Here is a 12,236-nt window from a genome sequence, read left to right as displayed (position 1 = left end):
GTCAAGAACACGTTCGCGCAAATCGGGAGAATAGGGCTGGGGCATGGCTCGCCTCCCGGGCCATATCCCAATCAACGCACAGACCACCCGAAGGGATTCAAGCCCAGATCAAAAGCGCTTTAGTGTTCTGACGGATTGTCTCACGGCTCTCCTTGGTCGCGAACGGTGCGAGATAAAAGGCCATGGTGCGTCCCGTTCTTCTCGGCCACGATCGCCGGCTTGGTGCGCGAGCAGTACACATACCCGTTCTCCGCGCTGAGTTCCCGACGCCCGGCTGAACTCGCGTGGAAGGTCTTCACCCGAATTTGCATGAGCGCGCCCTCCCCTCCTTTTGTCACAGGGGAGGCCGCCAGGATGGCGAACTCGTCGCAGCCGTCAGGGCGGCAGAGGCCGCGGATGATGTCGGGACGGTCATAGGTCTGAGCGAAGGCTGGGCTCGCGAGCACGAGGGCAAGGGCAACAAGAGGTCTGAGCATGGTGGCCTGGGGCGGAGGGATGGTTAACGAAGTGTCACCACCGAGGTCGCGCACGAATGTGACGATTTCAGGCCAAGCTGCGTGATGCGTCCCCGTGGACCACCTGCGAGCGGCTTTGTGTAGACCAGACGCCTGTGCCATGGATACCGGCTCGATCCATCCTGCGTCTCCCCTCCGCTAAAGATAGGCCCTGACCGCTCGTCTGAGACGATCCTGAAGAGGCCTCGGATCAGTCCAGGCAATACATCCGATGAAAGATCCGAGGCTCCAGTGCGGACACAGCGAGCAGACACGGCTCTTTGGTAAGAGACAGGTCGGGCGATAGAGCAAGGCCCGGATTTCTCCAGGGCCACGCGCCACACGTGTCTGGGTTAGAAGTCCATGCCTCCCATGCCGCCGGGCATCGCCGGAGCGGCTTCCTTCTTCGGCAGCTCGGCCACCATGGCCTCGGTGGTGACGAGCAGGCCAGCGACCGAGGAGGCGTCCTGCAGGGCCGTGCGAACGACCTTTGCCGGATCGACGATGCCGGCCTGGACCAGATCGACGAATTCCTCGGTCTGGGCATCGAAGCCGAAGGTCTCGGACTGTGCGTTGTCGGTGATCCTGCCGACCACGATGGAGCCTTCGACGCCGGCGTTCTCGGCGATCTGACGGATCGGAGCCTCGAGAGCGCGCAGCACGATGTTGATGCCGGCCTGGATATCCGGGTTGTCGCTCTTCAACTTCGCCACCGCCGCCTTGGCGCGCAGCAGAGCCGTGCCGCCGCCGGGGACGATGCCCTCTTCCACCGCAGCCTTCGTGGCGTGCAGCGCGTCGTCGACGCGGTCCTTCTTCTCCCTCACCTCGATCTCGGTGCTCCCGCCGACATGAATCACCGCGACGCCGCCTGCGAGCTTGGCCAGACGCTCCTGGAGCTTCTCACGGTCGTAGTCCGAGGTGGTCTCCTCGATCTGCGCCTTGATCTGCTGAATGCGCGCCTCAATGTCTGGCCGAGAACCAGCTCCGCTGACAATGGTAGTGTTTTCCTTCTCCACCCGCACGGTCTTGGCCCGCCCGAGCATGTCCAGCGTGACATTCTCGAGCTTGATGCCGAGGTCTTCGGAGATCGTCTGGCCGGCGGTGAGGACGGCGATGTCCTCGAGCATGGCCTTGCGGCGGTCGCCGAAGCCCGGAGCCTTCACGGCCGCGATCTTGAGGCCACCCCGCAGCTTGTTCACCACAAGCGTCGCGAGCGCTTCACCCTCGATATCTTCCGCAATGATCAACAGCGGTTTGCCGGTCTGAACGACAGCCTCGAGGATCGGCAGCAGAGCTTGGAGTGACGAGAGCTTCTTCTCGTGGATGAGGATGTAGGGATCCTCGAGCTCGGCCACCATCTTCTCGGCGTTGGTGATGAAGTACGGTGAGAGATAGCCGCGGTCGAACTGCATGCCCTCGACCACATCCAGTTCCGTGGCCGCGGTCTTGGCTTCCTCGACGGTGATGACACCCTCGTTGCCGACCTTCTGCATGGCTTCCGCCAGCATGCGCCCCACCTCGGCATCGCCGTTGGCCGAGATGGTGCCGATCTGGGCGATCTCTTCGGACGAGCCAACCTTCTTGGCGCGGGCCTGGATGTCCTTCACGGCCTCGGCGGTGGCGAGATCGATACCGCGCTTGAGGTCCATCGGGTTCATGCCGGCAGCCACAGCCTTGGCGCCCTCACGGACGATGGCCTGAGCCAGAACCGTCGCGGTGGTGGTGCCGTCACCGGCCACCGTGCTGGTCTTGCTCGCCACTTCGCGCACCATCTGGGCGCCCATGTTCTCGAACTTGTCGGCGAGCTCGATTTCCTTGGCGACGGTGACGCCGTCCTTCGTGATGCGCGGAGCGCCGAAGGACTTCTCGATCACCACGTTGCGGCCCTTCGGGCCCAGGGTGACCTTCACGGCATCGGCGAGGATGTCGACGCCACGCAGCATCTTGTCACGCGCATTGGCAGCAAACTTCACCTCTTTGGCAGCCATAGTTATTCCTCCTGTTCTGACGGTTCTTGGTTCCGATTGCAGTGCTCAAGCGGCCTTCTGAGAGGCAGCGGCTCCCTCGATGACGCCCATGATGTCGGATTCCTTCATGATCAGGAGATCCTGGCCATCGATACGCACCTCGGTGCCGGACCACTTGCCGAAGAGCACGCGGTCGCCGGCCTTCACGTCGAGGGCGACGACCTTGCCGCTCTCGTCACGGGCGCCGGGGCCGACGGCGACGACTTCGCCCTCTTGCGGCTTTTCCTTGGCGGTGTCCGGGATGATGATGCCGCCGGCCGTCTTCTCTTCGGCTTCGATGCGACGGACGACAACACGGTCGTGTAAGGGACGAAAGGTCATGGGGAGCCTCCTCATTCTATCGGTGAAATGGGGGCACTCGCCTGCGCCGGGCAGCAGCATTAGCACTCGACGCATGAGAGTGCTAAAAGGAGATAATCATGGGGTAGGGAGGGCTGCAAGCCCATCCTTTTGGATAAGCGGGACTCCCGGAGAACCGGATTCTCAGAAGGGACGTTGAACCATCAGAGGCGGCTTGGCCGTTCAGAGAGGAGGTCCAGTCGTGTTGAGTTTCAGGACCGTCGAAGAAGTCTGTGAGAGCAAAAGCATCACCCTTGTCCTTCATCCCGCCATCCGGCGGGCGATGAAGGGCTACGAAGAAAGCTTCTATATCGGACTGCGCTGTTTTCTGAAGGGTGACGCTGACGGGATCTTTTTCCTGCCTCTCCACGACGGCGGCTATGTTCGTCTTGTATTCTCCCAGCGTTGTTCCGCAGGAGGGCACCCGATCCTGAGGATCGACACCGTGACCCCAGAGGGGTTGCACCGGATCAAGGCAGCGATCAATTCCGGGAACTAAGTTTATCCCTGAACCAGTCTCCCCCGAGGGTTCAAATGCCGGGAAGTGACATAGTTGCTTTGGTTCTCCCGCACTTTACGTGCTGTCCGGACCGACACACGCCCGGTAATCTCTTGAGAGATTTTGCAAATGTCGGGATCGTTGCTGGCGACGTGCACGAGCTACGGCGAGAGCGGCCTGCAGCCTGAAATACCAAACACATTCAATACTCTGCGCTACAAGCGACCGCGCAAACAGCACGCAAAGTGCGGGAGAACCGTTGCTTTGCAGGCTACCGGACATTTCAACCTGGCGGCCACCCGAATTTCGTTGACCATTTTTATGGAACCTGAATTCCCGATGTCCTTCAACATGAGGCTTTTTGAACTCGACTTCTCACAAGAAGTCTGCCGTGTCATGTCGTGCAGAGACCGATGCGGTCGCGAGAGAGTTTTCGAGACCGCAAGCCCCCGGGAAGCGCTTGGGCTCCCCGGGGGCACGGTGTGGAGATGAGATGACGCTGGCAGGCTGCACCGACTGCTAGAGGCTGAGCCGATGCTCGTTTGCGTGTGCCAGTTCGGTCTGCTGCCAGCCTCAGTCCTCGTCTGCTCCACCCGTTCCGATGAAAATCTCCCGCTTGCCCGCATGATTGGCGGGTCCGACGATACCCTCCTTCTCCATTCGCTCCATCAGTGAAGCCGCCCGGTTGTAGCCGATCTGCAGCCGCCGCTGGATGTACGACGTTGAGGCCTTCTTGTGCCGCAGCACGATCGAGACAGCCTGATCGAACAGCTCGCCCGATCCAAGCTCCATCTCGCTCTCGTCGACGACTGGGGTGTCCTCCGGCTCCATCTCCTCGTCCTCGGCTGTGACCGCCTCCACGTAGACGGGTTTGGCCTGTCGCTTGAGGTGAGCAACGACCCGTTCGACTTCCACGTCTGCAACAAAGGGACCATGTACGCGAGCGATCCGGCCACCCCCTTGCATATGGAGCATGTCGCCCTGGCCCAAGAGCTGCTCGGCGCCCATCTCGCCCAGAATGGTGCGGCTGTCGATCTTCGACGTCACCTGGAACGAGATCCTTGTCGGGAAGTTCGCCTTGATCGTGCCGGTGATCACGTCGACCGACGGCCGCTGCGTCGCCAGGATGACGTGGATGCCGGCGGCTCTGGCCATCTGGGCCAGGCGCTGGATCGCGCCCTCGATCTCCTTGCCGGCCACCATCATCAGGTCGGCCATCTCGTCGACGATCACCACGATGTAGGGCAAGGACGTCAGGTCCATGACCTCTTCGGTGTATGACAGCTCTCCCGTGGCTTTGTCGAAGCCTGTCTGGACCGTTCGCGTAATGACTTCACCCTTCGTCTTGGCCTCCGACACGCGGGCGTTGAAGCCATCGATGTTGCGCACGCCGAGCTTCGCCATCTTCTTGTAGCGGTCCTCCATCTCGCGCACCGCCCACCTCAGAGCAATGATCGCCTTCTTCGGGTCGGTGACGACAGGGGTCAGCAGGTGCGGGATGCCGTCATAGACCGACAGCTCGAGCATCTTTGGATCGACCATGATCAGGCGGCATTCTTCCGGCGTAAACCGATACAGCAACGACAGGATCATGGTGTTGATCGCCACCGACTTGCCCGAGCCGGTGGTGCCGGCGACCAGCAGGTGCGGCATGCGGGCCAGATCGGCGATCACCGCTTCGCCGCCGATCGTTTTGCCAAGGCAGAGAGGCAGCTTGTGCTTCGAGACCTCAAAATCCTCCGAGGCGAGGAGCTCGCGCAGGTACACGGTCTCGCGGGTCTCGTTCGGCAGCTCAATGCCGATCGCATTGCGGCCCGGGATCACCGCCACACGGGCCGAGACCGCGCTCATCGAGCGCGCGATGTCCTCAGACAACGCGATCACGCGAGCTGACTTAATGCCCGGAGCGGGCTCGAACTCGTACAAAGTGACCACTGGGCCGGGATGGACGTGGATCACCTCGCCCTTCACGCCGAAGTCACGGATAACCTTCTCGAGCCGGCCCGCTGTTTCCTCCAAAATGTCCTCCGTCAGCTCTGGTCCCTCGCGGTCGGGGGGCTCGGCCAGGAACCCGATGTCCGGCTTCTGGTAGGACCAGTCCTCGACGGCTGCCGGGGGCGAGATCGGGTGCCCCCAGGTCGATGGAGCAACTTTGGGCAGATCGACGATCGGGCCCGCCTCCTGAAGCGGTTCGGTGCGAGGAGCTGCTGCAAGATCCTGGCCTGCTGCGGCATCAGGCACGGGCACCTGCTCACCCCGCTCCTGAATCGGCACGGCTGCCTCATCAGGTACAGGATCAACCAACGGTTCGGTCCAGAGCCGCAGTGCCACCTCCCCCATCGGCGGCTTCTTATCGGTGGTTGGCACCAGATCATCGAACAGAGCGAGGTAGCTGAGATCGGTCTCCGCCTCGGTCGACCCCGACACGCTGGTCGCCGTCGCGGCCAGAGGCGCCGCCTCCGCGGTGAATTCGGTCCTGGTGATGCTCTCCGGAATCGGCTCGGATGGCCGTGAGGCTTCGACGGCGGGGGCATTCTCCGGCTCGATCGCCCCACTTGGATCGCTCTCACCTCTATATGCTGCATCGCTCGCCCCGCCGCCGTCAGGCAACACCGGCCCATCAGCATGGCTGGTCGGCAGAGCGTCCAAAGCCCCCACCGGGCGGATACCAGCCAATCCGTAGGAGGGGCCCTGCCACGAGAAGGACATAGCTGCAGACACCACGCTGAAGGACGCGGTGGTCGGCTGTATCGGGAGCTCCGGGCTTTGCCCCTGGTGGCGCACTCCCTCCGGGGCTGGAGCTTGCGCTGTGAATGGCAGGCGTGTCGCCGTCTCGATCATCCGGCGTGGAGCGCCAGCCGCCTCTCCGCCGCCCTCAACAGCCAGGGCAGCTTCCTTGTCTGCAAGGAGGGTCAGCCGTTCTGAGACCGAATCCTCGCTCGCCAAGGCCGACCGCAAGTCCGCGATCTGGCTTCGGATCGTTGGCTCACGAGCCTCGGTGGCCTCCTCGCCGATGATGGAGCGGACGGGTTTGCCACCAGCCGCGTCGACGGCAGGGCCGGGCTCCTCAGGTCCGGTCGCCACGGGCTCTGGATGGCCGTTGCGGGCCCGAATGACCCGATCGGGCGTGCGCGTGGCTGTCACCCCCTCGGCAAGAACGAAAGCCTGTCTCCACGGCGGCTCGTCGCTGTTCTGGGCTGGATCGCTTGCGGCGCTCCTTCGAGCCTGCCGTAACCGCACGACGTTGGTGATCTCATGGGCCTTTTCCTCTCCGGGAAGGGGTGGCGGGGCGAAGGGCGGCTTACGGGTCGAATGCATGATCTCTGACGCAACTGAGAGGTGGCCGGACGTGGTGATTCCGGCGTTGGCGTGACTCTGCGAGCAAACCGTAAACAGAGGGTTAGATTGGGGACCTGATCGCCTTGCGATCTGCCCCCGCCCGGCTTGCGCGCTGCACGACGAAATCTGCAGCACTCACGCCCCAAATGTTGAGGTCGCTCGAGAGCCGATTGTTCGAGGTAGGAATCCTTCGGTTCCAGCAACCTCTGTATCGGTTCTCTGGGGTGTCTGCGTCTCCAGGTTTGAGGCTGGCTGACTTGATCGCGCCAGCTGACCGGATAAACTGCGTTTCATGGGAGGGGCCACACTGCTCGGCGCGAACGCACCAAGAGGATTGGGTCTGGGCTCTCATGATGTTGCACAACAGAGGGAAGACCTGCGTGGCGACCGGGACAGTCAAATGGTTCAACGAGCAGAAGGGTTACGGCTTCATCCAGCCGGATTCCGGTGGCAAGGACGTTTTCGTGCACATCAGCGCCGTTGAGCGCTCTGGTCTGCGTGGTTTGGCGGAAGGTCAGAAGATCTCATACGAGGTTCAGGCGGATCGCCGCACCGGCAAAGAATCTGCGGTGGATCTGAAGACGGCCTGATCGGGCCGCTGTGGAGGGACGGCCGCCTGCCCCAACACGACGCGGGTCTCCTGATCTCTTGGACCGATGTCCTCGAGATTCGTGACGAGGATGTCAGAGGATCCAAGCACGACGGGTCCAGCCTGGATGTCGCGCTGATCGATATCGATTGGTTCAAATCCATCCATGACCGCCATGGCCACGAAGGTGGCGATCTCGTGCTTCAACACTTTTCATCGGTGTGCCGCGAGCGGCTGAGCTCCAAGATCTCTGTTGGCAGAACTGGCGGCGAAGAGTTTTTGGTCCTGCTGCCTTTTGTCAGCCTTGGCGGCGGTGCAAACCATGGATCAGCTCAGGGCAGACTTTCCGCCGGCCAGAATCGGAGAGTGTGTCGCTGAGCTCGCCTCCACCTTCAGTGCCGGGCTAACTGAGGCCTGGCCCAGGACGACAGGAACGCCATTCTGCAGCGCGCGGATCGGGCCTTGTATGCCGCGAAAGCAGACGGCCGCAACTGCACCAGAGCCAGCCAGAACCAGATAGATGGAACAGCTTCCATGCTCTTGAACCGGCAGCTCGAACCATCATGCCCCGGACGCTGGTGAGCTTACCAAGCCGCCGGATGGAGCCGTCGTTTCCAGCGCTCGTTGCGCGGGAGTTGAACAGCGGCGGCCTGACGCTTGGTGAGCCTGCGACAGCAGGCCTTCTGCGATGTCACAACGCCCGTCGCGGAGGCCATCAGATCTCCTTCAACCGGCATCGGCGCTGCCACCGGTTGTGATGTCCCGACCGGGTCGACGAACGCGGAAGCCTTCTGCCGTCGTGTCCGCGCTTTCGTCTCACTCCTGTGCACGTCCTGAAGCGGAACTGCATGGACGGGGGTTGTGCTTTCCTCCTCGGCAGGAGCAATGTCCGTCTGCGATCCGGCTTCCGGGGTCGGTGGCAGGTCTGGAGCTTCCTCCCTCCCTGTCCCGGTGGGATCGGCATCCCGAGCGAATGCGATTTGCCCCCGGTCGGCCTTCGATCTCAATGCCTGTTTACGACGCGCGGGCAACGCGGCCTCGGAACTGGTTGGGACAGCGGCAAGGATGCTCGGCAGAATGCGAGGGGCCGCTCCTGGTTCGGCGACGGTTTGAGATTCTGCCTTCTGGATGAAAGGTGAGGTCTCATCCGGCAGCGTTGCGAACAGCCGCCTTGGCGGAAGATGCTGACGCTGGGCTTGAGTGCGGGATCTCTTGATCTCGACAGAAAAAGTCTTCTGATGACGCTTCATCTGAATGATTGGCTATGGGTTCGAAATGACGTTGAGGGGTGCCGGGCCGAATGGCAGTGAAGCATCGCCTTGCGGCGTGGACCTGCCCCCGCTGCAACCTCCGAACATATCCGGCATATTGTATGACATCTTGCCGGTCCCGACAAAGGGAAGCGCCCCGTGCATGGCTGAGGCGCTTCCCTTCCAGGGAGGACTGCCCCAGCCGTTCCTTCACGGACGCGACCAGAGTGCCTGCTGACCGGCGCTTTGGCTGTATCGGAGAATGGGCACAGGGGCTGAAACATGCGGCCTCAAAGCCCGGCCAGCAGGAGGCTCAGGCCGAGCAAGGCGGCAAAGGAGACGACAAACCGGACGGCTGCTTGCGTGAACGTTGGCGTGGCAACAGGAGAAAAGTCAGGCGCGGCGACTTCTGTCGGCGGCATGATGAACACCTTCGATGAATGCAGCTGGTTCTGGCAAAGGGGCAGAGGTAACGGCAATCAATCTCGCCGCTCGGCCCGCGGTATGTGACCAATTCCGGCACTGATGTCTGTAGCCGGAGGAACACACAGCCGGCCCAATGTGGCTGATCCGTCGGCCGCCGAAAGCAGCATTGCCAAGGGTTCAGGATGGCCTACATCCAAAGTGTGCTCACTCCCATGGCACACCAGCGCCCCGGTCGCGATTTCGGACAGCGTCTCGGCTGAGGCGCCTCTCTCTTACGCACCCTGAGACGCGGTGCCTCGGTTGTTGGTCGTCACGTTTGGATGGCCGAGCCAGGCGCACAGCTCCTCCAGCGATGGGAAGTTGTGCTCGATGTCCAGGAAGGGCCAGGGCCTCTTGCTCCGGGGCAGATCGTCCAGCAACTCGGCAGTCCACGTGTAGGGCTGCCGCAAGCCGCTCCTGACAACGCTGGCCACGATGGTGTCGTGCAGGTAGAGGTCATAGGCGCCGGGCGCCAGCTGGATCAGGCGGTAGGTCATTTTGGTGTCTTGGCAGAGGCAGGTTGTCGATCAATCCACTCACAGGCCTTGGCAAGAGCAGCCTCGCGATCCGGAGCCATGATCAGGGTCGGGCGCTGCTTGGGCAGGGCCACAAACGCCATCCACTCCAGGCCACTGGCGCTCAGGCGGATGTGATAACCCTCGTGTTCCACCAGATCGGCGTCTTGAGGGTGATGTGGATCGGTCATCATCATGGGCAAGTTCTGTTTTATGCGAGGGACGCGCAGGCTCGTCGTCTCACTTTCCCGATGGGCTGGATCAATGTTGGTGGGCCTGGAGGGACTTGAACCCCCAACCAGACCGGTAGGAGCGGCCGGCTCTAACCCTTGAGCGACAGGCCCTGATCCGAACAACCAAACCGGACCCTTAGCATTTCGGCTATACCAAGAAGGAAATATCGGGCAAGAGAGTATTCGTCCTCAGACGGATGCGGCCTGCCGCACTCCCGGTTCTGGCGCCGGGAGTGCATGCGATTCGGAGCCTTCAGGCGCTGGGCCGAGCAGCCCCAGGCGACCTGATCGTCTGGGTGGCCTCTTGCGCAATCTGGGCCGAGATCTGCGCGAGCCGCTGGCTGTTTCCGAGCATCTGCTCAACATTCTGGCGCACGAGAGAACTCTGGAGGCTCACGAAGTCCGGGATGGAGCGGCAGGCCAGAAGATCATTCATGCCATCCAGGGTCTTCAGCAGGCGCTCCTGCCTGAGACCGAACCATTCCAGCGCAACCGTGCCGGTGCCACGAGCCAGGATCCTGTTGAAGCGGGCAATGGCCTGCAGGTTCTGCAATGCATGATCCAGCAGGTTTGAGGCCGCGTGACCGTGACGAGCCGAGATCGCGGTGGCATGGTCGACGATCTCCGAGGCGGCCTGCAGGCTGTCCTGAGCCGTCGCTTCGATCTCCTGCTCGACGTCCTGGACGGCCTCGGCGGCAGCCTCGACCGCCGCGAGCAGGTTGCCATTGGTGCGCTGGGCCCGTTTGGCCCTCGGGCGCCGCGCCGGCGTCTGGTCGTTGGCAATCCGAGCGGCCTCGGCGATGCCCTCCTCGACCTTCTCGACCACAGCTTCAACCTCATCTTCGTTGAGGACCTTCAGCACCACGGGCAACAGCTCGTTCTTGTCGTTGCGGATATGTTGCTGAAATACCCCTCGTAGCTCTTCGACCTTCGCCAGGAATGTATCGCTGTCCTTCGGCGCCGTCCCGAGTTCGGCCAAAAGCGACTGGGTCTGCCGGTTGTCGTCGCGCGCGCCACGGACGAGTTCGGCGGTCTCGGAGTGGTCCTCCAACACCGGAAAGAGGTGCTGCTCCTGCAGATTGGCCAGAAGATCCAGCTCATGTGCCAGGCTCGCGAGCAGCTGTTCGCGGGTCTCGGCAGCATCATTGGCGGTGCCCAGTAACTGGGCGAAGAGTTCGTTGGCTTTATCAGGCGGAGTTTGGCCGATGGTTCGGTTGATCATCATTCCTCGCAGACAGGGCGGAGGATCCGGCATCATCGACCGTACAGAGCCTGCAGCGGTCACGATACCTGAATCGCTCGGTGGGGTGAAAGAACGCCAAAGACACGTACGCTGAACTGAGCAGGCAAGCTTCTTGGTTGCTGGAGCGCAACAAAGGCACAGCTGCGACCAACAAGCGCGACCATTCATACGGCAGTGCAACATGAAGGGGCAAGCAATCGGATCAGTTTGCTTGAGAGATGCGGCAATACAGCCCGACTTGGCTCATTGTGCGATGCACAATACAACTTGACATTCATTGTGCATTGCACAATAAGAAGGCAGCCGAAGTTTTCAGCGGCTGCATCTTACACCGGGCACAGCGCCCGTTTTGGAGAACCACCATGAACCAGCCGTTTGAGACCGTTCAGAAGCTCGGCAAAGATAGCTTTGACGCGACCGTGAAGGCTATCGAGGTTGCCACCACCGGCACGCAGGCGATCGCTGTTGAGACTGCCGACTATGCCAAGAAGTCGTTTGAGCAGACCGCCTCCACGTTCGAAAAGCTCGTTGGCGTCAAGTCGCTCGACAAGGTGATCGAGATCCAGACCGAGTACGCGAAGAGCGCCTACGAAGGCTTCATCGCTCAGTCGACGAAGACCCGCGATTTCTATGCCAAGCTGGCTCAGGACAGCCTTGCGCCGTTTGGCGCCCTCTACTCTGCCGCGCAGTCGACCTTCGCCGCCGCGAAGCCCACGACCCGCGCGAAGTAACGACAGAGTTCGACAGCCTCCTCTGAACGCCCGGCCATGAGGTTGGGCGTTCTGCTTTGTGGCAGGCCTTTGCCCTCGCCCGAGTGATCTGCCCATGAGGACCTGTCACCAGACAATCCGGCTCGTGCGGCTCAGGCCATGTACTGTCCGCCATTGACGGACAGGGTCGAGCCGGTGACGAAGCCGGCCTCGTCGGAGGCCAGGAACAGCACGCTGCGGGCGATCTCCTCCGCCTCGCCGAGGCGGCCGACGGGAATGAGCGGCAGGATCTTCGACTTGAGCACCTCTTCGGGCACCGCCTTCACCATCTCGGTGGCGATATAGCCCGGCGCGATCACGTTGACGGTGACGCCCTTGTTGGCATTCTCCTGCGCCAGCGCCTTGGCGAAGCCGATCACGCCGGCCTTGGCGGCGGAGTAGTTCGCCTGTCCCATCTGGCCCTTCTGGCCGTTGATGGACGAGATAATGATGATGCGCCCGAAGCCGCGCTCGCGCATGCCCTCGATCACCGG

At 62.1% G+C, this 12,236-nt stretch carries 14 protein-coding genes and 1 tRNA gene; 4 read left to right on the top strand and 11 right to left on the bottom strand.

The genetic code is table 11. The features are described from left to right. Window positions 1–140: 140 nt before the first annotated feature. The 3 genes from ACS5Q1_RS42380 to groES form a co-directional block, all read right to left on the bottom strand. Complete coding sequence (locus tag ACS5Q1_RS42380; RefSeq protein ID WP_473103859.1) at window positions 141–476, bottom strand: hypothetical protein; 336 nt, start codon at window positions 474–476, stop codon at window positions 141–143. A gap of 371 nt (window positions 477–847) precedes the next feature. After that, complete coding sequence (groL, locus tag ACS5Q1_RS42375) at window positions 848–2,482, bottom strand: chaperonin GroEL (RefSeq protein ID WP_473103858.1); 1,635 nt, start codon at window positions 2,480–2,482, stop codon at window positions 848–850. A gap of 45 nt (window positions 2,483–2,527) precedes the next feature. Beyond that, a complete protein-coding gene (gene groES, locus ACS5Q1_RS42370; RefSeq protein WP_473103857.1) occupies window positions 2,528–2,842 on the bottom strand; it encodes a co-chaperone GroES in 315 nt (104 codons plus the stop codon). Window positions 2,843–3,062: 220 nt separating this feature from the next. Here groES and ACS5Q1_RS42365 point away from each other — a divergent pair, with 220 nt between their 5' ends. Further along, the gene (locus ACS5Q1_RS42365; protein ID WP_473103856.1) at window positions 3,063–3,359 is read left to right on the top strand and encodes a hypothetical protein; all 297 of its coding nucleotides are present in this window, start codon (window positions 3,063–3,065) and stop codon (window positions 3,357–3,359) included. A 573-nt stretch (window positions 3,360–3,932) separates the two neighbouring features. Here ACS5Q1_RS42365 and ACS5Q1_RS42360 read toward each other — a convergent pair. Next, the gene (locus ACS5Q1_RS42360; protein WP_473103855.1) at window positions 3,933–6,677 is read right to left on the bottom strand and encodes a DNA translocase FtsK; all 2,745 of its coding nucleotides are present in this window, start codon (window positions 6,675–6,677) and stop codon (window positions 3,933–3,935) included. A gap of 401 nt (window positions 6,678–7,078) precedes the next feature. On the opposite strand from ACS5Q1_RS42360, the gene ACS5Q1_RS42355 reads away from it, so the two are divergent. Next, window positions 7,079–7,288: a cold-shock protein gene (locus ACS5Q1_RS42355; protein ID WP_203444647.1), complete on the top strand. Its 210-nt coding sequence runs from the start codon at window positions 7,079–7,081 to the stop codon at window positions 7,286–7,288. Then, the gene (locus ACS5Q1_RS42350) at window positions 7,225–7,665 is read left to right on the top strand and encodes a diguanylate cyclase (protein ID WP_473103860.1); all 441 of its coding nucleotides are present in this window, start codon (window positions 7,225–7,227) and stop codon (window positions 7,663–7,665) included. The genes ACS5Q1_RS42355 and ACS5Q1_RS42350 overlap by 64 nt, the downstream gene beginning before the upstream one ends. Before the next feature lie 206 nt (window positions 7,666–7,871). On the opposite strand, the gene ACS5Q1_RS42345 is transcribed toward ACS5Q1_RS42350, so the two are convergent. The 6 genes from ACS5Q1_RS42345 to ACS5Q1_RS42320 form a co-directional block, all read right to left on the bottom strand. After that, window positions 7,872–8,537, bottom strand: coding sequence for a hypothetical protein (locus tag ACS5Q1_RS42345; protein ID WP_473103854.1), 666 nt, complete (start codon window positions 8,535–8,537; stop codon window positions 7,872–7,874). Between the two features lie 290 nt (window positions 8,538–8,827). Further along, window positions 8,828–8,959, bottom strand: a complete 132-nt coding sequence (locus ACS5Q1_RS42340; RefSeq protein WP_473103853.1) for a hypothetical protein — start codon at window positions 8,957–8,959, stop codon at window positions 8,828–8,830. A 276-nt stretch (window positions 8,960–9,235) separates the two neighbouring features. Continuing rightward, a complete protein-coding gene (locus tag ACS5Q1_RS42335; RefSeq protein ID WP_473103852.1) occupies window positions 9,236–9,499 on the bottom strand; it encodes a hypothetical protein in 264 nt (87 codons plus the stop codon). Continuing rightward, on the bottom strand, window positions 9,496–9,714 hold the full coding sequence (locus ACS5Q1_RS42330) for a hypothetical protein (RefSeq protein WP_473103851.1): 219 nt from the start codon (window positions 9,712–9,714) through the stop codon (window positions 9,496–9,498). The genes ACS5Q1_RS42335 and ACS5Q1_RS42330 overlap by 4 nt, the downstream gene beginning before the upstream one ends. A gap of 71 nt (window positions 9,715–9,785) precedes the next feature. After that, window positions 9,786–9,861, bottom strand: a tRNA-Arg gene (locus ACS5Q1_RS42325). Between the two features lie 142 nt (window positions 9,862–10,003). Next, window positions 10,004–10,975, bottom strand: a complete 972-nt coding sequence (locus ACS5Q1_RS42320) for a phasin family protein (RefSeq protein ID WP_473103850.1) — start codon at window positions 10,973–10,975, stop codon at window positions 10,004–10,006. Between the two features lie 380 nt (window positions 10,976–11,355). Between ACS5Q1_RS42320 and ACS5Q1_RS42315 the strand changes: the two genes are divergently transcribed. Then, window positions 11,356–11,724, top strand: coding sequence for a phasin family protein (locus ACS5Q1_RS42315; protein ID WP_473103849.1), 369 nt, complete (start codon window positions 11,356–11,358; stop codon window positions 11,722–11,724). Between the two features lie 131 nt (window positions 11,725–11,855). On the opposite strand, the gene ACS5Q1_RS42310 is transcribed toward ACS5Q1_RS42315, so the two are convergent. Further along, window positions 11,856–12,236: SDR family oxidoreductase (locus ACS5Q1_RS42310; RefSeq protein WP_473103848.1), on the bottom strand; the 381-nt coding region annotated here is incomplete at its 5' end.

It is taken from the genome of Microvirga sp. GN3 (assembly GCF_055792825.1).
This window is presented reverse-complemented; position numbering and strand designations above follow the sequence as displayed.